The sequence below is a fragment of the Paraburkholderia flava genome, from assembly GCF_004359985.1.
GTDB lineage: Bacteria > Pseudomonadota > Gammaproteobacteria > Burkholderiales > Burkholderiaceae > Paraburkholderia > Paraburkholderia flava.
Genome location: NZ_SMRO01000001.1, coordinates 541,206 through 562,834 on the forward strand (window position 1 = coordinate 541,206; position 21,629 = coordinate 562,834).

The 21,629-nt window shown below is 62.0% G+C and carries 19 protein-coding genes; 10 read left to right on the forward strand and 9 right to left on the reverse strand.

What is annotated here, in order from left to right:
- Window positions 1-88: 88 nt before the first annotated feature.
- Complete coding sequence (locus tag E1748_RS02405; protein WP_133645549.1) at window positions 89-829, reverse strand: SDR family oxidoreductase; 741 nt, start codon at window positions 827-829, stop codon at window positions 89-91.
- A 121-nt stretch (window positions 830-950) separates the two neighbouring features.
- On the opposite strand from E1748_RS02405, the gene E1748_RS02410 reads away from it, so the two are divergent.
- The gene (locus E1748_RS02410) at window positions 951-1,850 is read left to right on the forward strand and encodes a LysR family transcriptional regulator (RefSeq protein WP_240766259.1); all 900 of its coding nucleotides are present in this window, start codon (window positions 951-953) and stop codon (window positions 1,848-1,850) included.
- A gap of 20 nt (window positions 1,851-1,870) precedes the next feature.
- On the opposite strand, the gene E1748_RS02415 is transcribed toward E1748_RS02410, so the two are convergent.
- Window positions 1,871-2,473 carry a TetR/AcrR family transcriptional regulator gene (locus E1748_RS02415; protein WP_133645551.1) on the reverse strand — a complete coding sequence of 201 codons (603 nt, stop codon included), beginning with the start codon at window positions 2,471-2,473 and terminating at the stop codon, window positions 1,871-1,873.
- 168 nt (window positions 2,474-2,641) lie between these two features.
- Between E1748_RS02415 and E1748_RS02420 the strand changes: the two genes are divergently transcribed.
- Complete coding sequence (locus E1748_RS02420) at window positions 2,642-3,715, forward strand: alpha/beta fold hydrolase (RefSeq protein WP_133645552.1); 1,074 nt, start codon at window positions 2,642-2,644, stop codon at window positions 3,713-3,715.
- A gap of 87 nt (window positions 3,716-3,802) precedes the next feature.
- Here E1748_RS02420 and E1748_RS02425 read toward each other — a convergent pair whose 3' ends face one another.
- Window positions 3,803-4,720 (reverse strand): LysR family transcriptional regulator, encoded by a 918-nt coding sequence (locus tag E1748_RS02425; RefSeq protein ID WP_133645553.1) that lies wholly within the window; start codon window positions 4,718-4,720, stop codon window positions 3,803-3,805.
- Window positions 4,721-4,980: 260 nt separating this feature from the next.
- Here E1748_RS02425 and E1748_RS02430 point away from each other — a divergent pair, with 260 nt between their 5' ends.
- From E1748_RS02430 to E1748_RS02455, 6 genes are all read left to right on the forward strand, one after another.
- Window positions 4,981-5,760, forward strand: coding sequence for a 5-oxoprolinase subunit PxpA (locus E1748_RS02430; RefSeq protein ID WP_133645554.1), 780 nt, complete (start codon window positions 4,981-4,983; stop codon window positions 5,758-5,760).
- A gap of 33 nt (window positions 5,761-5,793) precedes the next feature.
- Complete coding sequence (locus E1748_RS02435) at window positions 5,794-6,036, forward strand: acetyl-CoA carboxylase (RefSeq protein ID WP_133645555.1); 243 nt, start codon at window positions 5,794-5,796, stop codon at window positions 6,034-6,036.
- 5 nt (window positions 6,037-6,041) lie between these two features.
- Window positions 6,042-7,472 (forward strand): acetyl-CoA carboxylase biotin carboxylase subunit, encoded by a 1,431-nt coding sequence (locus E1748_RS02440; RefSeq protein ID WP_133645556.1) that lies wholly within the window; start codon window positions 6,042-6,044, stop codon window positions 7,470-7,472.
- Window positions 7,469-8,344, forward strand: coding sequence for a 5-oxoprolinase subunit B family protein (locus E1748_RS02445; protein ID WP_133645557.1), 876 nt, complete (start codon window positions 7,469-7,471; stop codon window positions 8,342-8,344). The genes E1748_RS02440 and E1748_RS02445 overlap by 4 nt, the downstream gene beginning before the upstream one ends.
- Window positions 8,334-9,329 carry a 5-oxoprolinase subunit C family protein gene (locus tag E1748_RS02450; RefSeq protein ID WP_133645558.1) on the forward strand — a complete coding sequence of 332 codons (996 nt, stop codon included), beginning with the start codon at window positions 8,334-8,336 and terminating at the stop codon, window positions 9,327-9,329. The genes E1748_RS02445 and E1748_RS02450 overlap by 11 nt, the downstream gene beginning before the upstream one ends.
- Window positions 9,330-9,512: 183 nt before the next feature.
- Window positions 9,513-10,868 (forward strand): purine-cytosine permease family protein, encoded by a 1,356-nt coding sequence (locus tag E1748_RS02455; protein WP_133645559.1) that lies wholly within the window; start codon window positions 9,513-9,515, stop codon window positions 10,866-10,868.
- Window positions 10,869-11,011: 143 nt separating this feature from the next.
- Here E1748_RS02455 and E1748_RS02460 read toward each other — a convergent pair whose 3' ends face one another.
- The 5 genes from E1748_RS02460 to E1748_RS02480 form a co-directional block, all read right to left on the reverse strand.
- A complete protein-coding gene (locus tag E1748_RS02460) occupies window positions 11,012-11,863 on the reverse strand; it encodes a carbohydrate ABC transporter permease (RefSeq protein WP_133645560.1) in 852 nt (283 codons plus the stop codon).
- 13 nt (window positions 11,864-11,876) lie between these two features.
- The gene (locus E1748_RS02465; protein ID WP_240766260.1) at window positions 11,877-12,788 is read right to left on the reverse strand and encodes a carbohydrate ABC transporter permease; all 912 of its coding nucleotides are present in this window, start codon (window positions 12,786-12,788) and stop codon (window positions 11,877-11,879) included.
- Window positions 12,789-12,852: 64 nt separating this feature from the next.
- Complete coding sequence (locus E1748_RS02470; protein ID WP_133645562.1) at window positions 12,853-14,136, reverse strand: ABC transporter substrate-binding protein; 1,284 nt, start codon at window positions 14,134-14,136, stop codon at window positions 12,853-12,855.
- A 113-nt stretch (window positions 14,137-14,249) separates the two neighbouring features.
- Window positions 14,250-16,208, reverse strand: a complete 1,959-nt coding sequence (locus E1748_RS02475) for a beta-galactosidase (protein WP_133645563.1) — start codon at window positions 16,206-16,208, stop codon at window positions 14,250-14,252.
- A gap of 11 nt (window positions 16,209-16,219) precedes the next feature.
- Window positions 16,220-17,392, reverse strand: a complete 1,173-nt coding sequence (locus E1748_RS02480; RefSeq protein ID WP_133645564.1) for an ABC transporter ATP-binding protein — start codon at window positions 17,390-17,392, stop codon at window positions 16,220-16,222.
- Window positions 17,393-17,678: 286 nt separating this feature from the next.
- Between E1748_RS02480 and E1748_RS02485 the strand changes: the two genes are divergently transcribed.
- Window positions 17,679-18,701 (forward strand): LacI family DNA-binding transcriptional regulator, encoded by a 1,023-nt coding sequence (locus tag E1748_RS02485; protein ID WP_133645565.1) that lies wholly within the window; start codon window positions 17,679-17,681, stop codon window positions 18,699-18,701.
- Window positions 18,702-18,854: 153 nt separating this feature from the next.
- Window positions 18,855-20,282, forward strand: a complete 1,428-nt coding sequence (locus E1748_RS02490) for a serine hydrolase domain-containing protein (protein WP_133645566.1) — start codon at window positions 18,855-18,857, stop codon at window positions 20,280-20,282.
- A 229-nt stretch (window positions 20,283-20,511) separates the two neighbouring features.
- Here E1748_RS02490 and E1748_RS02495 read toward each other — a convergent pair whose 3' ends face one another.
- On the reverse strand, window positions 20,512-21,279 hold the full coding sequence (locus tag E1748_RS02495; RefSeq protein WP_133645567.1) for an SAM-dependent methyltransferase: 768 nt from the start codon (window positions 21,277-21,279) through the stop codon (window positions 20,512-20,514).
- Window positions 21,280-21,629 lie beyond the last annotated feature (350 nt).

The window sequence follows — 21,629 nt, forward strand, 5'->3', positions numbered from 1 at the left end:
TCCGTTCCTCTATGGGTGGGTAGGTCTGCGGCGGGTTCGATCATGGCCCCGTCGCAGACTACGGTCAATATCGGTGCGCGCCGCTCGCTCAGAGCGTCGCCGTCGGCCTGACGACGATCTCGTTCGTATCCACGTCGTCGGGTTGCGCGATCGCGTGCAGGATCGCGCGGCCGATCGCTTCCGGCTGGATCGCGATCTTCCGGTACGTGCGCATCAGTTCGGCCGCTTCGGGGTCGGTGATCGTGCTCGCGAGTTCGGATTCGACCACGCCCGGGTAGACGCAGGTCACACGCAGTTTGTCGTTCTCCTGGCGCAGACCGTCGGAGATCGCGCGTACCGCGTACTTGGTCGCGCAATACACGGCCGCCGTCGGCGACACGCTCAGGCCGCCAACCGACGACACGTTGATGATCTGACCGCTGCCCTGCGCGTCCATGACCGGCAGCACGGCTGCGATACCGTACAGCACGCCGCGAATGTTCACGTCGATCATCCGGTCCCACTCGTCGACCTTCAACGAGCGCATGGGCGACAGCGGCATCACGCCCGCGTTGTTCACGAGCACGTCGATTCTGCCGAAGCGCTGCTGCGCGAATGCGGCAAACGCCTGCATCTCGTCGCGACTCGTCACGTCGAGCTGCATGATTTCGACGGTGCCGCCGTCGCGGCGAATTTCTGCGGCGAGTGCCTCCAGACGATCGAGACGACGTGCGCCGAGCACGAGTTTTGCGCCCGCTGCAGCGGCGACGCGTGCGACGCCCTCGCCGATACCCGCCGATGCGCCGGTAATCAGAATGGTTTTTTGTGCCGTGGAAAGAGAGGTGTTCATTCGATGGTTCTGTCGTTGGTTGGGACACCTGGACAGTACGCGTGAGACGTGCAACGATCGAGTAGCTGATGTTACATGGGCCATTCACTCCAACTTACCAATGACCGATCCATTCGATGGAATGACCGCTTTTCTGGCCGTCGCGGAGACCGGCAGCTTCCGTCTGGCGAGCGAGCGACTGGGCGTGACGCGGCCCGCGGTCAGCCAGACCATCACGAGGCTGGAGACGCGTGTCGGTGCGCCGCTGTTCCAGAGGACGACGCGCAGCGTGCGGCTCACCGAGGCCGGCGAGCGTCTGCTGGCCGTGCTGCAACCGGCGAGCAAAACGCTCGAAGCCGCACTGGAAACGATCAGCGATGCGCACGGTGCGCCGTCGGGCGTGATTCGCGTCGCGGTCTCGTCGATTGCGGAACGCGTGCTCGACGGCAAGTTGTTCGCGACGTTTCTCGAAGCGTTTCCGGCGATCGACCTGGACATATCGGTCACCGACGACGAGTTCGATATCGTCGCCGCCGGTTTCGATGCGGGCGTGCGGTTAGGCGAAGTGATCGAGGCCGACATGATCGCGGTGCCGGTGTCCGCGCCCCAGAGGCAGATCGTGGTCGCGTCGCCGGACTTCATCGCGCGCTGCGGCATCCCGGCGAAACCGGGCGAGTTGATCGACTACGATTGCATCGGCTGGCGCCCGTCACCGGGGAGCGCACCGTATCGCTGGGAATTTACCGAAGACGGCCGACCGTTCGACGTCGCCGTGAACCCGCGCACCACGACGAACGACATGCGGCTGATGATCAACCTCGCGCTCACGGGCGCGGGGATCACCTGCGGTATGGAGGAGACGTTCCGTCCTTACGTCGTGCGTGGCGAACTGCAGGTGCTGCTCGAAACGTTTTGTCCGCTGATTCCGGGGTTTTATCTGTACTTTCCGTCCAGCGGGAAGATGCCGGCGAAGCTGCGCGCGTTGATCGATCACTTGCGGTCGGCAGTGCCGGCGTGGCCGCCGAGGCCGGGCACTTTATAAAAGCACTGGATCCGCACGATCTAGTGCTTCGATCCTGGGCTCGCGTGTTGCACGGGCGCGGCCTTGTCGAGAACCGCGGACGCCGCATCCTTCGCCAGCAGGAACGACGACGTATCGCCCGACGCGTGCGCCAGCGCCAGCGCGCCCTGAAGAATCAGATTGAGTTGCTTTGCCAGCCGTTGAGGCTTCGCAAAACCTGCCCGCTTGCACAGCTCCAGAAATTTCACTTCGCCGCGCGAGTTTGCGTGTACGCCGAGCTCGACGATGCCTTGATGTTTTCCCGCAAATTCTTGCGCCGCCTTCATCCCTAAGCAACCACGCGTCAGCATGCGCCCTGGGTTCTTGCGAACGTCGAAGAATTCGACGATCTGCTCGCGCGGGTCGCTTACGTGTGCGACCGGCTCGAAAAGCTGGTCCACGACGACCTCGCTATAGCGCTGCAATACAGCCGCGATCAGATCTTCCTTCGACGGGAAGTACTTATAAAGCGTGCGCTTGGATATGCCGCTACCGGCCAATGCCGCCTCCATTCCTGTTGCATGGAAACCGGCTTCGTAGAAGCGATCGAAAGCATATTTCACGATCTCGAGCTTTTTGCCTTCGATCTCTGTGTCCTGACCCATCTTGTCATCCTCGTGAATTCCCGCTGCGTATTTATAACGGATCCCGTTGACAAAGTAAACGGCATCGTTTACAAATGCGCCGTGTAAACGATGTCGTTTACTTCGATAGCAAATACGCAGACATGCAGGTATATGGGCCGATCTCCCGCTGCGTAGCGGGATGCATTTTTGCGCACCCTCCAGAAGTTATCGCGACGTTTTTTCGCCACGAAAACAGATGGTTTTCTTCACCCTTTGCAGGATCATCCCTTCATGCTCACGCGTCGTTCCTTTACGAAGAGTTTTCTCGCGGCTTCTGCAGCCATGGTCGTGTCCACAGCAGCGTCGGCCAAAACCCCGACCGCTACACGGATTAGAAAATCGTCTGCCACGGGAAATCAGGCTTTCCCCGTGCACTACCGGACTGTCGATATCGACGGCGTTTCCGTCTTCTACCGTGAAGCGGGCGCACCGGGTGCGCCGGTGGTGCTTCTGCTGCCCGGCTGGCCGTCGTCGTCGACAATGTTTCGCGAGCTGATTGGCGAGCTGTCGGCGAACTATCATGTTTTCGCACCGGACTATCCGGGCTTCGGCAACAGCGACGTGCCCGATCGATCGCACGGTCCCTATACGTTCGATGCGCTTGGCGAGGTTATCGGCAAGTTCGTCGACAAGGTCGGCATCGGCCAGTTCGCCTTGTACGCGACGGATTTCGGAGGTCTCGTCGGATATCGCGTGATGATGAAGACGCCTCGGCGAGTGAAAGCGCTTGTCGCGCAGAACAATCCGCTGTTTCTCGGCGAAAGCCCATGGTTCGGGCCACTCGTCCCGTACTGGAAGGACGGTACGGCCGAGAGCCGCGCGAAGGCCGCGCAACACTACCTCACCCTCGACGTGGTGCGCGGTCTGTACGTCGACGGTGTGCGCGATCCATCGCTGATCGATCCGCAGCAATGGCAGGCAGACTTTTACTCGTTGCAACGTGAAGGCGCCGCGGATATTTCGCTCGACCTGCTCTACGACATTCGCACGAACGGTCCCACGCTGAAGAGTGCGCAGGACTACCTGCGCTCACAGCAACCGCCGACGCTGGTCGTCAGCGGCAAGAACGATGTCCTGTTCCCGGCTCAAAATCAGGAGCGATATCGCGAGGTGTTGCCGAACGCGGAGATGCATTTGACGGACAGCGGTCATTGCGCGCTGGCCGACAAAAGCGGGGAGATCGCCGGCAGGATGCACGATTTTCTCGGTCGGGTGCTTTAGTCGAAGTTTGACACCACGGTTGCGTGGTTGATTGACTCCATGCACATGGAATCCGACGCTGCGTGAGCTTCACAACGAAGCGCCGGATCACCCTCCCGTCGCCACCGCCCGCGGCTCCATAAACGTATGCCTGAAATACTCCCTCACCGCATGCATCCCCGGCGTGAACAACGTATTCCTGCGCCACGCAAGACCGACACTCATCGGCGGCACCGGGTCGCGTAACTGGATCGTCTCGATCCGTCGCCCTTCGAGCGACCACGGCCGGTACACCATGTCCGACAGGATCGCCACGCCACTGCCGTTCGCGACCATGCTGCGCACCGCCTCCACCGACGACGTCCGCAGTTTCACGTTCGGCCGATGCGGCGTGTCGTTCCAGTAGCGCAGCGCGGTGTACGCCGCTTCGTCGACAGTGAGCATCACGAACGGTTCCGGCGCGACATCGGCGAGCGTGACGCTTTCGCGTTTAAGTAGCGGATGCTGCGCGCAGACCCATAGACGTCGCACCGAATGGATCATCGGTTCAAGCACGAGTTCGGGGTTCGCGACATTCGACGTCAGTAGTACCGCCATATCGTAGCGGCCAGCAATCAACCCTTCTTCGATCGACTCGCGATTCAGCTCATGCAGTTGCACCGTGAGCCGCGGATACAGCGTACCGAGCCGCTGCAGATGATGCGGCAGAAAATAACCGAGCACCGTGTAGCTCGCGGCAAGCGTCAGCGTCCCCGTGAGCGTGCTTTCGAGGTTGGGGATCCGCATCGCCTCGTCGACGGACGACAGGATCGTATAAGCCTGATTCAGAAAGCGTCGGCCGGTGTTGGTCAACGTAACGCCGCTTGCCGCGCGCACGAACAGCTGCGTGCCGAGGCTGTCTTCCAGCTCCTTGATCGCGTTGGTCACGGCCGACTGCGAGATGGTCAACTGGATCGCCGCCTGCGAAATCTGCCCCAGTTCAGCGGTGGCGACGAAGTACTTGAGCTGCCGGAGCGTAAGCGCCATGAAGACCACCGAAAAATCGATATTGAGCGAACCGGTATCGTATCTCCTAATACCTGCTTAGGGAAAGCACGCATCGGCAGGCCCTGCCAGCAGCACCTGGCGCGATCGCGAGGATTTTCGCTTCCACCCATGACATCAAAAAAACAGATAACGAGCCATATAAAAATAGAACTATTTTGGCGACCGGTACGGCGCTAAGGTTGCATCCAGCATAGATCGCGGCCCTTCCTGACGCGGCCGCCACTCTGGAGACATTCAGCATGAAGAAGCACAGCATCGACCTCAATTCCGACATGGGCGAAGGTTTCGGCGCGTGGAAGATCGGCGATGGCGTTGATGAAGAGATCATGCCGCTGATCAGCTCGGCCAACATCGCCACGGGTTTCCATGCAGGCGATCCGAACATCATGGCGCGCACGGTTCAGATGGCGAAGCAGGCGGGCGTCGGCGTCGGGGCTCACCCTGGCTTTCGCGATCTGGTCGGTTTCGGTCGACGGCACATCAACGAGACGCCGCAGGCGCTCGTCAACGACATCGTGTACCAGCTCGGCGCGCTGCGCGAATTCGCGCGCCTTTACAACGTCAGCGTGCAGCACGTGAAGCCGCACGGCGCGCTCTACATGCTGGCGGCCCGTGACGAACAGCTGTCGCGGCTGCTCATCGAAACGTTGCAGACGCTCGATCCCGGCCTGCTGCTGTATTGCATGGAAACCTCGGTGACCTGCCGCATTGCACGCGAGCTGGGGCAGCCGGTGATCCGCGAGTTTTACGCGGACCGCGATTACGATCGCAGCGGCTCGATCGTATTCACGCGGCGCGTCACGCGGCTCGATCCTGCTCTCGTCGCGGCGAAAGTGCTGCGTGCCTGTGTCGAGGGACGCGTGCAGACCGTCGATGGCGACGACATCGAGATCGACTTCGACTCGGTCTGCATTCACAGCGATACGCCCGGCGCACTCGATCTGGTCCAGGCCACGCGCGCGACGCTGCTGCAGCACGACATCCGGATCGCGGCACCGTTGCCCGCAGCGGCGCACTGACCTTCTTCATATCAGACACGGGGAGCACACGAGATGGCACAACACGAAATCGTCAGTCCTTTGCCGGGCACGTTCTATCGACGCGCGTCGCCCGATGCGGCGCCCTACGTCGAGGTCGGCGCGTCGGTCGAAAACGGCGCGGTGGTCGGTCTGGTCGAGGTGATGAAGCAGTTCAACGACGTCGAAACGACGGTGTCGGGAACAGTCACCGAAATTCTCGTCGACGATGGCGAGCCGGTCGACGCGGGCCAGGTGCTGCTGCGGATCGAAGGATGACGGCGATGAGCACAAGTAACGCAACGTCGACGCTATACCGCCCGCAACGCATCCGCACGCTGTTCGTCGCGAACCGTGGCGAGATCGCAGTACGCGTGATCCGCGCGGCGCGCGAACTTGGCATGCGTACAGTCGCTGCGGTCAGCGACGCGGACCGCGACAGTCTCGCGGCGCGCATGGCCGACGAAGTCGCATTGATCGGTCCCGCGCACGCGGCCAAAAGCTATCTGAATCCTGCGGCATTGCTCGCAGCCGCCCAGCAATGCGGTGCCGATGCAGTTCATCCGGGCTATGGCTTTCTGTCCGAGAATGCGGCGTTTGCCGCGCAGATCGAAGCCGCTGGAATGATTTTCGTCGGCCCTTCTTCGCATGTGATCGCGACGATGGGCGACAAGGCCCGCGCCCGCGAAACCGCAGCACGTGCCGGCGTACCCACGGTGCCGGGCAGCGACGGTGTCGTCCTGACGCTCGAAGAAGCGCACAGGGTCGCGGCATGCATCGGTTATCCGGTGATGATCAAGGCAGCAGCAGGCGGCGGCGGTCGCGGGATTCGCGTCGCGCAGGACGCCGCGCAACTCGACCTTGAATTGCCGCTCGCACAGCGCGAAGCGCAGGCCGCATTCGGCGAATCGGCGGTGTATCTGGAACGCTTCATCGCGCGGGCACGGCACATCGAGGTTCAGGTGCTCGGCGACGGCAACGACGTCGTCCATCTGTTCGAACGCGAGTGCTCGTTGCAGCGGCGCAGACAGAAGATTTTCGAGGAAGCACCGTCGCCGTCACTGACACCCGAGTTGCGCGACGCGTTGTGCGCATCCGCGACACGCCTCGCACGCGAAGTCGGTTATCGCAGCGCGGGCACGCTCGAATATCTCTTCGATGAAACGCGCGGCGAATTCTATTTCATCGAAATGAACACGCGTATTCAGGTCGAGCATCCGGTGACTGAGGCGATCACCGGTGTCGATCTGGTCCGCGAGACGCTGCGTATCGCCGACGGCGAGCCGCTGCGTTTCAAGCAGAGCGATATCACGCTGCGCGGTGCGGCGCTCGAATGCCGGATCAACGCAGAGGATCCCGATCAGGATTTCCGCCCTAACCCCGGTCGCATCGACGAGCTGGTCTGGCCCGCCGGCCCCGGCATCCGGATCGATTCGATGCTGTACCCTGGCTGCACGATTCCGCCGTTCTACGACTCGCTGCTCGCGAAGCTGATCGTGTTAGACGAGAGCCGTCCTGCTGCGCTCGCACGGCTCGAACGCGCGTTGCGCGAGCTGCACATCGGCGGCGTGAAGACGACTGCACCGCTGCATCGCGCGCTGGTCGCCGACGAAGACGTTCGTGCCGGTCGCTATCACACGAGTTTTCTGGAAGCATGGATGACCGCATGGCGGGCACGGCGCACCGAGTCGAGCGCCCACGAGGAGGCGTTATGACAACCCGCTACACGTTCGGCGGCGACGAATTCATCTTCGTCGAAATCAGCGAGGCAATGTCGCTCGACGCCTTTTTCAAGGGGACAGCGATTACCCGTGAACTGCAACGGCGCAACGTGCCCGGCGTCACCGAAATCTGTCCGGCGAACGCGTCTTACCAGGTGCGTTACGATCCAGACGTGATCTCACCCGACGCATTGCTCGGCATATTGAAGGACGTCGAGGCAACGGTCAGCGACACGAGCCTGAATCTCGCGACGCGCATCGTCGAAGTGCCGGTTCTGTACAACGATCCGTGGACGCACGAAACGCTGATGCGGTTTCGCGAGCGGCATCAGGACCCCGAGTCGACCGATCTGGAGTACGCCGCGAAAATCAACGGCAAACGCGATGTCGCCGAATTCATCGATGCGCATTCGGGCGCGCCCTGGTTCGTGTCGATGGTGGGCTTTGTCGCAGGTCTGCCGTTCATGTATCAGATGGTCGAGCGTAAGCGGCAGCTCGAAGTACCGAAGTATCTGCGGCCCCGCACCGACACACCGAAACTCACTGTCGGTCACGGCGGATGCTTCGGTTGCATCTACTCGGTGCGCGGTGCGGGCGGTTACCAGATGTTCGGCGTGACGCCCGCGCCGATCTTCGACCCCGCGCAACGCCTCGATTATCTGCGCGACTTCATGGTGTTTTTCCGTCCCGGCGACATCGTGAAGTTCAAACCGATCGATCGCGCTGAATACGACCAGGCCGTCGCGGCCGTCGAAGCCGGCACGTTCTCGCTGCGCGTACGGCCGGTCGACTTCTCGCTGGCAGACTTCATGCGCGATCCCGACGCGTACAACCGTTCTCTCGTCGAGGTGCTCGATGCCGACTGATCTGCACAACGCCATCGAAGTCGTTAAACCCGGTCTCGCGACCTCGGTTCAGGACACCGGCCGCAGCGGCTACTACCACGTGGGCATTCCGCCTTCCGGCGCGCTCGATCAATACGCGCTGCGGGCGGCGAATCTGCTGGTCGGCAATCCCGAAGACGCCGCCGCGCTCGAATGCACGCTGCTCGGGCCGCAACTGCTGTTTCATGCGGATGCGTTGATCGCGGTCACCGGTGCCGAGATGACGCCGAAGATCGACGGCGTCGTGCAGGCGTGCAACGTCGCGCTGCGGATCCGCGCGGGCAGCACGCTCGGCTTCGAGTACGTAAAAGGCGGTGCGCGAGCGGTGCTCGCGGTGTCCGGCGGTATCGACGTGCCGGTCGTACTCGGCAGCCGTTCGACGTACACGCTGGGGGCGATCGGTGGACATGAGGGGCGGCGTCTGCAGAAAGGCGATCGCCTGACGATCGGCGCGAGCGCTCGCAGTGGCACTGAAGGTACTGCGTTGCCCGCCGTGCTCTGTACGCCGCTCACACGCGAAGTCGAACTACGCGTACTGCCCGGCCTCTATCATCACAGGCTCACCGACCACTCCGCACAGACCTTCTTCGACGACACGTGGACGGTAGCGCCGGAAGCCGACCGCATCGGCTATCGCTATCGCGAAGGACGTCCGTTGCAGTTTCGCGAGCGCGAGCAACCGTTCGGTGCGGGTGCCGATCCGTCGAACATCGTCGATGCTTGCTACCCGATCGGTTCGATCCAGGTGCCCGCGGGACTCGAACCGATCATCCTGCATCGCGACGCGGTGTCCGGCGGCGGTTACGCGACGATCGGCACGGTGATCAGCGCCGACATGGACCTGATCGGCCAGATGCAGCCGAACCATCACGCGCATTTCATTCCGGTCACGATGGAACAGGCGCTCGCGGCACGGCGCGATGCACAACGCCGTCTGCAACGACTACGTGATGTACTGCTGCGCTAGAGGCTAGCCGCTAGCGAATAAAAGCAATAAGAAAGCCGGCGCCGCACGCCGGCCCCTTCTCTCAAGCCTTATCAATCGAATCCAGCGCGCCGGCGTCGCACATTGCACGCCGCGCGGGGTGACGCGCGTGCGCGTCGATGCCGTTCTCTCACCTGAAATGCAACCGTATCGAGGAGCACGACCATGGCCAATATGGCGCAGGAGATTCCTGAAGGCGAACTGGATTTATCGACCGTCGCGATTCCCGACGGCGCGCGCATGCCGGCGTTTTCGCTGACGATGGCATGGTGGGCCGTCTGCAGCGCGGTGTTCTACATCGTCGTCGGCGCGACACTCGCGTTGACATACGGCGCACGCAACGCGCTGATCGGGATGGCGTTGTCGGTTGTGTCGTATGGGCTCGTCAATTCGGTGATCAGCCGCTATGCGATCCGAACGGGACTCTCAGTCGCGCTGTTTTCGCGGATGTTATTCGGCAGCGCGGGCGCCGCGCTCGCGACATTGATTTTCTTCGCGACCGCGATCTACTACGCGGTGTTCGAGGGCTCGGTGATTGCGGTTGCGGCGAACCATCTGTTCCCGGCACTCGATTACCGCTGGGCCGCGCTGATCGTCGTCTGCTACAGCGTGCCGCTGATTTTCGGCAGCGTGCAGCACTGGCTCGACAAGTTCAACGGCGTGCTGCTGCCGTTCTACCTGATCGGGCTGATTGCCGCCGTCGTACTCGCGACGCACGAGTATGGCTACAACGCCGCATGGCTCGACTTCGGCCCGAAGGGTTCGGTGCCCGCCGACGGCTGGTGGCACTGCTTCGTCTACTACATGGGCGTCTGGGTGCTGATGATGTTCACGTTCGACTACGCGCGCTTTGGCCGCAAGGAGGACGTCACGTATCACGGCCGTTTCAACTTCGGCATGCCGTTTTATCTCGTGACGTTCCTGCTGAACGGCGCGGTCGGCATCTATCTGGTGAGCACGATTCCGGGGCTCGGCACGCTGTCGGAAGTATCGGTCGTGCTGGCGCTGCTGAAGCTGATGGGCATCGCGGGGCTGCTGTTCGTGTGGGTCACGCAGTCGCGGATCAACACCGCGAACTACTATCTCGCCGCGATCAACATGCAGGCGTTTTTTCAGAAGGTGGCAGGTCTGCGCGCGCCGAAGTTCGTGTGGGCGCTGGTCGTCGGTGCGGTGGTCTACGCGTTGATGATGGCCGACGTGTTCTCGCGGATCCTGCAGGCGCTCGCGTGGCAAGGCATCTTCGTGGTCGCGTGGGTCGGCGTGGCGCTCGCGCACATCCGCTCGACGCGCTATGACGAACTGCTCGGCGGTGCGATCGAATGCCGGGATTCGCATGTGCCTTCGTTCAATCCGGGTGGACTGACCGCGTGGTTCGCCGGTGCGTTCGCGGGCTTCGTGCTGATGAACGCGCCAGGGTTCGCGCAGTCGCTGTCGGCGCCCGCGACCTTCGTCGTGTCGTGGGTCGTCTATCGCGCGATGTTGTCGACAGCGAAGCGGACGTGGTTCGTGCGCGAGTCGTAGACTGCGAAAAAAGGACGATGCAGCCGGACAGGTTCCGCCGGCTGCATCGTGCAACGTGTTGCGACACGTCACGACGCACAGCAACGTGTAGAAACACCTACCTCCTCGCTAAAAAACCTCAGACCGGCCGCATCGCACAACCTCTATCCTTTCGTCGCCCCAAACGTCAGCCCCGCCACAAAGTGCCGCTGCATCGCGAAGAACATCATCACCGACGGCAGCGCCGCGAGAATCGAACCGGCCGACACCAGATTCCACGCCGTCACCCACTGCCCTTTGAGCGCCGCAACACCGACCGTGATCGGCGCGGCCTCATCGCCGGTCGTCAGGCACAGTGCCCAGAAGTAGTCGTTCCACACGAACGTGAACACGAGAATCGCGAGCGCGGCGAGCGCCGGGCGGATCAGCGGCAGCACGATCCGGTAGAACACCATCCACTCGCCGGCGCCTTCGATGCGCGCCGCCTCCACCAGCTCATACGGTAGCTGCTTGATGAAGTTGCGCAGGAACAGCGCACAGAAACCCGTCTGAAACGCGATGTGAAACAGGATCAGCGCGCCGACCGTATTGAAGATGCCCATCTGTAGCGACAGGTCGCGCACCGGAATCATCAGGATCTGGATCGGCACGAAGTTGCCCGCGACGAACGTCGCAAACAAGGTTGTGTTGCCGCGAAACGAATAGATCGCGAGCGCAAAGCCGGCCATTGCCGCGAGCGCGATCGAACCGATCACCGCCGGCACCGTGATCAGCACGCTGTTCCAGAAGTAATGCAGCATCGGCGACGTGGTCAGCGCGTCGCGATAGTTCGCGATCAGCGAGAAGTGGCGCGGCCAGCCCCAGTAATTGCCTTCGACGAGTTCGTCGGACGAGCGGATCGACGTGACCATCACCGCGAGCAGCGGCAGCAGCCAGATCGTGAGCGCAACCGGCAGCGACAGTTTGTACAGCACACGATTGACGGGTTTCCAGCGGGCGACCGGGGTCGGAAACATGATGGCAATTCCCTTATTGCTCGGTGCGCAGCAGACGGCGCAGGTGATAGACGATGTACACCATCATGATCGCGAACAGCACCACCGCAATCGCGGCCGAGTAGCCGATCCGGTAGTACTTGATCGCCTGGTCGTACATGTAATACGCGAGGACGGTCGAGCTTTCGAACGGTCCGCCGCCGCTCATCACGGCGATCAGGTCGAAGCTGCGCAGCGCACCGATGATCGTCACGACGATCGCCATGAACGTCGTCGGGCGGAGTTGCGGCAACACGACGTGCCACAGCATCGACCAGCCTTTTGCGCCTTCCATCCGCGCGGCTTCGATCTGCTCGGCATTCAGCGACGTGAGGCCGGTCAGATAAAGAATCATGCAATAGGCAGTCTGCGGCCACAGCGCGGCGAAGATGATGCCGAAGCTCACGTAGCGTGGATCGCCGAGCACGGGCACGCCATGCCCGAGGATCAGCTTCAGCAAGCCGAAGGTCGGATCGTAGAACCAGCTGAACATCAGCCCGACCACCACGCCCGACAGCACGAACGGTGCGAAGAACAGCGACTTCACGACGCGGATGCCCGCGACCGCCTGGTTCAGGTACAACGCGACCGCGAGACCCATCGGTGGTGCGAGCAGGAACAGCACGAGCCACAGCAGGTTGTTGCGCAGCGCCGTGTAGAACGTCGCCGTGTGGAACAGCTCCACGTAGTTCGCGAGGCCGACAAACGTCTTCTCCGACATCCCGTCCCAGTTGTAGAAACTGAGCGTAATGCTGGAGAGGATCGGCCACACCACATAGACCGCGATCATCGCGCACGCGGGCGCGAGAAACAGGAACGCCGCAAGACGCTGCTGCCGCGCCGTGGCCGACATGGGCCGGCGACGCTTCACTTTCACCGCCGGCACGCCGAGGGTTTCGGACATCATGCTCTCCTCGCCTCGGCAGGCGGTGCGTGAACGCATGCCACGTACCGCCCGCCGAGATGACTCATCACTTCTTGTAGATGCGCTTGCGCGTCGCTTCGAGCTGCGCGAGTACGTCGTCGAGCTTCGACGGATCGGAGATGAACTGCTGCATGCCCTTCATCCCTTCGTCGGCCATTTCCTTCGTCATGTCGCGATCATAGAACTGCGCGATGCCGCCCGTCGTCTTGGACAGGATCTGGAAGCCGGTCTTCGAGATCGCATCGTCTGGTTCCGGTGCCTGGCTGTTGGCAGGCAGCGAGCCCATCCCCTTCGCGAGTACCGCGCTGATCGCGGGCGTCTCGGCGAACGCAAGGAACGTGTGCGCGTCGGCCTTGTTCTTCGCCTTCGACGGAATATGCAGCGACTCGACCGGACCATCCTCGGCAGTCGGGACCTTGTCGTCGATGATCGGGAACTGGAAGAAGCTCATCTGCGGCTTGATGTTCTCCGGGAAGCCCGCCGTGATGAACGTGCCCATCAGCATCATCGCGGCCTTGCCCTGGAACAGGAACGGCTGCACTGCATCGAGATCGTACGACAGCGAGTTGTCGATGAAGTCCTTGTCGTCGATCAACTGCTTCCACGTCGTGTAGACCTTCTTCACGCGCGGATCGGTATACGCGATGTCGCCCGCCATCAACTGCTGATGGAACGCGTTGCCGTTCAGACGCAGATCGAGGTAATCGAACCAGCCCGCGAGCGTCCATGCATCGCGGCCCGCGACGGCGATCGGCACGATGCCCGCGGCCTTCAGCTTCTTGCACGCATCGAGGAATTCCGGCCAGGTCTTCGGCTCGGCGGCGATGCCGGCCTTCTGGAACAGATCCTTGCGATAGAACATCCCCCACGCGTAGTAGACGGTCGGCGCGGAATACTGCTTGCCGTTATACGTCGACGACTGCTTCGTCGATGCGTACATCGCGTTCCAGTTGTTGCGGGTCCAGTCGGGCGTCAGGTCTTCGAACAGGCCGCGCTTCGCGTAGTACGCCATCCGCTCGCCGTTGTGCCAGTTGACGATGTCGGGTGCGACCGTCGTCAGCCAGCCGGGCAGCTGCACCTTGTACGCTTCTTCATCGACGAACGAGATTTTTACGTCGATGTCCGGATGCGCCTTGTGGAACGCATCGAACACCTGCTGCCACACCGCGCGCTGGCTCGCGCCCTTGAACGCGATGTTCGCGGTGAGCGTGCCGGCCTCGGCGGCACTCGACGCAGCGAATCCGGCCGCCGCGAGCGCGACGGCACAGACCGTTGCCAGGACTGTAGGCCGGAACTTGCCGGTCGATAGGGGGCGAATCGAAAGCTTCATGCGCGTCTCCTCTTTAGTGAACTACTGTGTGCGTCGATGTGTTTCGGTTTGCTTCGCTTGCGTGGTTACTTCGATTAGTTCGCTTACTGCTTCTTCCTGACCATCTCGCCTCATCACGTCCGATAAATCGCGACGCCCTGCGGCTCGACCTGCTGCTGCCCGACGACGAAGCCTTTCGCCCCATCGATCATGTACGGCGTCGCGCTGTAGTTGAACACGTAGGTCAGCGCACCGCGACGGCTGATGCGCACGCCTTCAGGCAACGTCTGCGGTTCGAGCCCCGCGTCGCTCGCGGCATCGCGGAACACCGCGCGCGTCAGCGCTTCGTCGAACAGTCCCGCCAGATAGCGGGCCGCTCCGTGACGCACGACGGCCGGATGACCGTCCGCGAACGTTGCATCGACATGGCCGCCTTCGTGAGGTTCGATGAAATCGCGCCAGCCCCATGCCTGGCCGCTCAATTGACCACTCGCACCGCCGCTTACCTTTTCGACGACACCCGGTCGCATCGATTCGACGCGCCACACACGGATCGGCAGCAGCGGCGTAATCGCGGGACCCGGCGGCAGCGAGTCGGGAATCGTCAGATGCGGAGTCTTCGAGCCGGTACGCGGTCCCAGCACAACGTGAGCGCCGCTCGCGGCCAGACGCTGCCCGAAATCGTCGGGGACGATCGGCAGCGACGGCACGACGATCATCCGGTAGCCGTCGAACGATGCATTCGACGGCACCACGTCGACGTCGAGCCCAAGACTGCGCAACGCGCTGTAGTACTCGAACGCGATCCGCGGATAATGAAAATCCGCGCCCTGCGGATGAATCTCGAACAGCCACTTCGCTTCGTAGTCCCACACCAGCGCGACGCGTGCTTTCACGTCGGCGTCACAGCCCGCCTCGAGCACCTGCGCAATTTCCTGCGCAACCGTCGACGCTTCCCCGCCGCCGATGTCGAGCCGGTTGTCCGGCGTGTTCAGCCCCGCGTGCATCTGCTCCTGCGCGAACGGCGCCTGACGCCAGCGGAAATACGACACGCAGCCCGCGCCGTGCGCGAACGCTTCCCAACTCCACAGCCGAACCATGCCGGGCAACGGCGCCGGATTCCATTGCGCCCAGTTCACCGGACCGGGCTGCTGCTCCATCACCCAGAACGGCTGCTTCGACATCCCGCGATACACGTCGTGATTGAACGACGCAAAATCCGGATGACCGGTGCGCAGCCACGCCGCCTTGATCGACGGATCGAACCACTGCTCTTCGAGCGCGCCGAGCGGATAGCTGTCCCATGTCGCGATATCGAGATCGGCGGCGACATCGTAGTGATCGAACTCGGTGAACAGCTGCATGAAGTTGTGCGCGACCGGCCGCCCCGGCGAATGCGCGCGGATGATCTCCACCTGCATCCGGTTGAAGCGCACGACCTCGTCGGACGCGAAGCGCCGATAGTCGAGCCGGTGCGACGGATGCGCTTCGGTGACGGTGCCGATCGGCGGATCGATCTCGTCGAAGCTGCGGTACTCCATGCTCCAGAACACCGTGCCCCACGCCGCGTTCAACGCTTCGATGCTGCCGTAGCGCGCCTTCAGCCAGCCTCTAAAACGTTCGGCCGCAGCCGTCGAATAACTGACGACCGTGTGATGGCAACCGAGTTCGTTATCGGTCTGCCAGAACGCGACCGCAGGATGCCGGCCATACCGTTCGGCGACCGCCGTACAGATGCCATACGCCGCATCGAAATACGCCGGCGACGAGAAATCGTAATGACGACGCGAACCGAAGCCGCGCGTGCGGCCATCGGCGCCGACCGGAAGAATGTCCGGATGCTGGTCGATCAGCCACTTCGGCGGCGTCGCGGTCGGCGTGCACATCACCACCTGCAGACCGGCATCGCCGAGCACATCGATCGCGCGATCGAGCCAGCCCCAGTTGTACTCGCCCGGCGACGGCTCGATCCGGCTCCACGCGAACTCCGCGATCCGCACGCGCTCGATACCGAGCGCGCGCATCCGCGCGGCGTCGTCGCGCCACATCGACTCGGGCCAGTGTTCGGGGTAATAGCAGACTCCAAGATGCATGCGATGCGCTCCTACGCGGAAGGACGTGTAATGGACGAAGGCACGGCGAAGCCGTCCTCGGTAAATAGATGGCACGAAGCCGGCGGTACGCGGAACGCGGCGCGTTCGGCCGCGCGCGGCGTGCGATCGCCGGGTGCCTTTGCGATCAGCGTCGCGCCCGCATGCGGGTTCGCGGTGTCGCCCGGTTGATCGAGATGCAGGTAGCTGTGTTCGCCGAGCCGCTCGACGAGCGACACCGCGCGGACGATCTGCTGGACGCCGTCGTCCGCGTGTGCGTGGTCGACCGGTTCGAGATGTTCGGGGCGAATGCCGAGCGCGACCGGTTGATCCGGTTGCAGCGTCGAGCCATCGAGCAGCGTGTCGATCCGCTCGCCGGTAATGTCGAGCACGACCTGCACGCCGTTAGCACTGCGCGACACGACGCGTGCCGGCAGGAAGTTCATCCGCGGCGAACCGATAAAGCCCGCGACAAAGCGGCTTTTAGGACGGTGATACAGCTCGAGCGGCGCGCCGACCTGCGCGATGCTGCCGTGCTTTGCCGTGTCGGCGCCGGCGTGCAGCAGCACGATCTTGTCGGCGAGCGTCATCGCTTCGATCTGATCGTGCGTCACGTAGACCACGCTCGCGTCGTTGAACTGCCGATGCAGCCGCGCGATCTCCACGCGCGTCTGACCGCGCAGCGTCGCATCGAGATTGGACAACGGTTCGTCGAACAGGAACACGCCGGGACTGCGCACGATCGCGCGACCGATTGCAACGCGCTGCCGCTGACCGCCGGACAGCGCCTTCGGCCTGCGATCGAGCAGCGCTTCGAGTTGCAGCACGCGAGCCGCTTCTTTCACCTTGCGTTCGATCTCGGCCTTCGGCGTTTTCGCGAGCGTCAGACCGAACGCCATGTTCTCGTAGACCGTCATGTGCGGAAACAGCGCGTAGCTCTGGAACACCATCGCGACGCCGCGCTGCGCGGCCGGCACATCGTTGACGAGCTTGCCGCCGATGTACAGATCGCCGTCGGTGATGTCTTCGAGGCCCGCGATCATCCGCAGCAGCGTGGATTTGCCGCAGCCCGACGGGCCGAGGAACACGCAGAACTCGTGCTCGCCGATCTCCAGATTGACGTCCCGGATCACCGGGGCGTGGTCGCCATAAGCCTTCTGAACTGCCTGCAACGAAATGCTCGCCATGCTCGACGTCTCCGTGTTTCACCGTAGAGACAGCAGGAGGTTAAGCGCTTAACCTTGTGACCCGGAAAAACGATCCATGCACTGGATCGCCTTGCGTTGGGACTGTCTCCGTCGTGTTTCTTGTGATGCTGTGTTGGGAGCGAATCTAAGCGATGAATGCGCAGTTATGCAAATACCGGGAAGTCATCCCGAAATGTGGACAGCCCCTGTTCCGCTTGCGCGTTGCGCGCCGCCTTGCGACAGTGCGGCCGCATTGGCCCTTCCCGTTTCCTGCTGACGTTTACCGATGACTACGCTTGCCGAAGTCGCCCGCCGTGCCGGCGTCACGCCGGCCACCGTTTCGAATGTGCTGCGCGAACGCGGCAAGGTCGGCGCCGCGACGCGCCAGCGCGTGCTCGACGCGGTGAAGGCACTCGATTATCGCCCTCACCTCACCGCGCGCGCACTTGCCGAAGGCTGCACGCCGACGATCGCGCTGATGGTATCGAGTATCGCGAATCCGTTCTATCCGGAGTTCGCGCTCGCGGTCGAACGCGCGGCGCGGCATAGCGGACGGTTTTTGATCGTCTGCAACACGAACGAAGATCCGGAGATCCTGCGCACGTATCTGCATCAGATCGCGGGGTCGCTTTCCGAAGGCATTCTCGTGATGAACGCGGAGGTCGATTTCGACGAGCTGCGCCGCACCCAGGCGCGCGGCACACCGGTCGTGCTGTGTCTGTGGGAACGGCCCGACGAGCCGCCGGCTATTCCGTGCGTCGCGGTGAATTTTGCGGAGGCGGGAGCGCTGGCTGCGCGTCATCTGCTGGAGCTGGGGCATACGCGGATCGGCGTGGTCGTCGGCGGTCCGCACGACGGTGTGCAGGCCGCGCGCTACGCGGGCTTTCGTGCTGCATTGAAGACGGCGCGCGTCGCGCACCGGCCGCGCGACGTGCGCTTCACCGTCGATTCGATCCAGGGCGGCTATGAGGCCGCGTCGCAACTGCTCGATGCGCATGACGATCTCACCGCGCTGTTCTCGACCAACGATCTGCCCGCGCTCGGTGCGATGCACGCAGCGATGGATCGCGGGCTGCGGATTCCCAACGATCTCTCCGTGATGGGTATCACCGACATTCAGTTGGCGCGCGAATCGCGGCCTGGTTTGTCGACGGTCGCGATTCCTACCGATGCGGCCGCGACGCTTGCGGTCGAGCTGCTCGAAGCGCTGATCGCCGGTAAGCCGGTTGATGATCCGATGCGGCTTGCGCCGACGCCGGTGTTGGTGGCGAGGGCTTCGACGGGGCGGGTGCGGTCAGGTGGTATGTGAGCAATGCGTGGAACCCGTTCGCCTCGGGCATAGCGCGCCAAAGTAGGTGCGACTCGTGCGGCATCATCGTCCCACATTGAATTCGCAAATCTGCGACGGATTCTGGAGGCAAGTGACGTTAAAGAGCGATCACGACCGTCAGCGAGACCAACAATGTCAGACACGAAAAATGGATCGGCCTTCTCCAAATGGGCCGAGCTATCGCTATGTGCAGCAATGCGGATCTTCCTGCGCGGCAACCGTGGCATGAATCAGCAAGCCTCGCTGGGCAACAACGTCGCTCACCGGCCGTTGAGCTGTGAAGGGACGATAGCCTCAGCCCCGAAGAGGAGTGTGGCTATATCGCGTAGTGTCAAAGCAGCCGCTGTCGGTTGTCTTCTCGCTTTGTCATGTGGCGCTGCGCTGTCGGACCCCGTGTTTTCCACGACCGGATATGCGGCCGACGCTTACGGTGCCGCGGATAACTACCCATTGCCCGTGCCCGGGCACGGGAGAACGCAAAAGCAGTTCGTCGGCTACTACACTCATTTTGACGAGGTTCATCCGGCCGATCCGATTGCGAGGGCCGGTACTCCGTCCATATGGAAGACATCCGAACGCGAATTGACGCTCGAATACCCGTACGGCGGGCAGTATCGTAATCTCGACGATTATCTCGATCGCAATCCGGTGACCGGCCTGATGATTGCGCGCGGCGATACGATTCTTTACGAGCACTATCGCTACGCCCGAAAGGACTCAGACCGGTTCATGTCGCAATCGATGGCGAAGACAATCGTCGGCATGCTGATTGGCATCGCGATATCCGAAGGGGCAATTCATTCGATCGATGACCTTGCGGATGTCTATGTACCGGAGCTCGCAAACAATCCGTATGGGCAGACATCCGTTCGTGATCTGCTGCACATGTCCTCCGGCGTCCATTTCTTCGAAGACAGCAACGCCGGCGACGATCGGGACAAGTTGGGCCGCGATCTTTTCGATCCGCACGGGCTCGGCGCCATCGACGCCGTCGAGCACTTCGATAAGCGTGAGCGCGCACCCGGTACGCATTTCAGCTACGCGAGCATCGAAACGGAGGTGCTCGGACTTGTGTTGAGTCACGCGACACATATGTCCGTCGCGCAATACGCAAGCGAGCGCATCTGGAAGAAGATGGGTATGGAGTCAGATGCATCGTGGGGTCGCGACGCGACCGGGCAGAACATTACTTATTGCTGCGTGAGTGCCACATTGCGCGACTGGGCGAGATTCGGAATGATGCTCGCCTATGACGGCCGGTGGAACGGCCAGCAAATCGTTCCGCGAGACTGGGTGTTGCAGGCGACCCGTGTTGCCTCTCGTGATAGCTTCCTGGCGCCGGGCAACGCCAACCCGATCTTCGGTTACGGGTATCAGACCTGGATATTGCCGGGCGAGCGTCGCATGTTTGCGCTGCAGGGTATGGACGGTCAGCGGATCATCATCGACCCGCGCTCGAAGCTCGTGCTCGTACAGACAGCGGCGTGGACCAGCGATCACGATCCGGGTATGCGAGAAATTTATGCCTTGTGGTATGCGCTCGTCGCGCAACAGGGGTAATCGTAGCCTCGCTACAAAATTGAGGGGGTGCTGTGGGGAAAATTGGCAGGTCGTTCCGGGCCAGGCTACGCCTGATCGCATCGGGCCAGGTACGGCCACAACTGGTCATTCGACATCACCAGTTAGATCGCTAACAATCAATACGCTTGAGGTGGCATCAACCGGCAATACGCTAGAGCTGGCCCGACCAGCAAAAAGCGGCTGGCCGGGCCATGTTTCCTAATATCGATCAACGGCGTGACAGCAAGTAGTAGCCGAAGCCGAGTGTGGCACGTCCCCATTCCAGATAGGCCTTATGCCATCTCTGCATCCGGGTTGAGAATTTCTCTGAGTCCGGATCGTCCGGGTGCATGGCGAGGTATTGCATCATGGCATTGCAGTACTTACCCTCGTATTCGTCCCATTCATCGTCGCTACTGGTTGCCGTACGTAGCAGGTGATAGCCGCATGCACTCGCGCGTTCTGCATTTTCGGCATGGGAGACGAACTCGTCGATCGTGCCGCCAAGAATGTGCAGATAGTCTTGCGATGGCGGCTGCTTCCAAAAACCGTCTGCGATAAGCAAACGACCATTTGGCTTGAGCCAGTCGAAGCTGACGCGCAGGCATTCTTCGAATGATCCAAATGCATGCGTCGATCCAACACAGAGGATTGCAGCGTAGCCTTCGCTCGGACGCGCGTGCTCGAGCAACGGGGAGTTGATCAGGCTTAGTCGTGAATCCTCTGGCATGTCCCGCTGGAAGAGAACGCGTGCCTCGTCGAGAAAGCATCCATTGATGTCGACGCCAACGCCGCGCACCGGCGAAATCTGGAGAGCATCGCGCAATAGCGCCGCTTTACCGCAACCGGCGTCGAGCACTATGTCTTCGGCGGAAAGGTTACTCGTCAGGCTTTGCAGCAGTTCGTGAGCTTTGACGCGTGAGAGCGGGCTCAGGTAGTGGTGGCTACGATGTGCAATCGTGGAAAAACGAAATGGGTCGTTGTTCGTGTCGGACATGATTTCTCTTGCGAAGATGTATCGAAATTGAAGGACTTTTTCTTGAACATCAATTCGCACAGAGCTTTCATACACGAACCTCCCAAGGGTTTGCAATGTAGTGGCTGTTCAGTATGTTACACAGAATCCGGCAGTACCAGATTGCCACGCAGAGTGACTGCTTTCGGCATTCTCGAAGGGCGGAAATGGGTCGGTTACGGACGATCGCAGCTACAGCTTTGGCGCGGACGTTAGTCAATCGCAGAAACTTTGACGCACCGACCAGGCCTTCGTGGCACGGCTACACGTAAGAGCTTGTTTTTTCGTGAGCTGCCGCGATAACCACAGCGCCCTACGTCTAGCTCGCCCCG

Excerpts from the sequence above, each read along its gene's own strand:
- E1748_RS02405 (WP_133645549.1), bottom strand. The coding sequence starts at position 829 with ATGAACACCTCTCTTTCCACGGCACAAAAAACCATTCTGATTACCGGC.
- E1748_RS02410 (WP_240766259.1), top strand. The coding sequence starts at position 951 with ATGACCGCTTTTCTGGCCGTCGCGGAGACCGGCAGCTTCCGTCTGGCG.
- E1748_RS02415 (WP_133645551.1), bottom strand. The coding sequence starts at position 2,473 with ATGGGTCAGGACACAGAGATCGAAGGCAAAAAGCTCGAGATCGTGAAA.
- E1748_RS02425 (WP_133645553.1), bottom strand. The coding sequence starts at position 4,720 with ATGGCGCTTACGCTCCGGCAGCTCAAGTACTTCGTCGCCACCGCTGAA.
- E1748_RS02430 (WP_133645554.1), top strand. The coding sequence starts at position 4,981 with ATGAAGAAGCACAGCATCGACCTCAATTCCGACATGGGCGAAGGTTTC.
- E1748_RS02435 (WP_133645555.1), top strand. The coding sequence starts at position 5,794 with ATGGCACAACACGAAATCGTCAGTCCTTTGCCGGGCACGTTCTATCGA.
- E1748_RS02440 (WP_133645556.1), top strand. The coding sequence starts at position 6,042 with ATGAGCACAAGTAACGCAACGTCGACGCTATACCGCCCGCAACGCATC.
- E1748_RS02445 (WP_133645557.1), top strand. The coding sequence starts at position 7,469 with ATGACAACCCGCTACACGTTCGGCGGCGACGAATTCATCTTCGTCGAA.
- E1748_RS02450 (WP_133645558.1), top strand. The coding sequence starts at position 8,334 with ATGCCGACTGATCTGCACAACGCCATCGAAGTCGTTAAACCCGGTCTC.
- E1748_RS02455 (WP_133645559.1), top strand. The coding sequence starts at position 9,513 with ATGGCCAATATGGCGCAGGAGATTCCTGAAGGCGAACTGGATTTATCG.
- E1748_RS02460 (WP_133645560.1), bottom strand. The coding sequence starts at position 11,863 with ATGTTTCCGACCCCGGTCGCCCGCTGGAAACCCGTCAATCGTGTGCTG.
- E1748_RS02465 (WP_240766260.1), bottom strand. The coding sequence starts at position 12,788 with ATGATGTCCGAAACCCTCGGCGTGCCGGCGGTGAAAGTGAAGCGTCGC.
- E1748_RS02470 (WP_133645562.1), bottom strand. The coding sequence starts at position 14,136 with ATGAAGCTTTCGATTCGCCCCCTATCGACCGGCAAGTTCCGGCCTACA.
- E1748_RS02475 (WP_133645563.1), bottom strand. The coding sequence starts at position 16,208 with ATGCATCTTGGAGTCTGCTATTACCCCGAACACTGGCCCGAGTCGATG.
- E1748_RS02480 (WP_133645564.1), bottom strand. The coding sequence starts at position 17,392 with ATGGCGAGCATTTCGTTGCAGGCAGTTCAGAAGGCTTATGGCGACCAC.
- E1748_RS02485 (WP_133645565.1), top strand. The coding sequence starts at position 17,679 with ATGACTACGCTTGCCGAAGTCGCCCGCCGTGCCGGCGTCACGCCGGCC.
- E1748_RS02490 (WP_133645566.1), top strand. The coding sequence starts at position 18,855 with ATGTCAGACACGAAAAATGGATCGGCCTTCTCCAAATGGGCCGAGCTA.
- E1748_RS02495 (WP_133645567.1), bottom strand. The coding sequence starts at position 21,279 with ATGTCCGACACGAACAACGACCCATTTCGTTTTTCCACGATTGCACAT.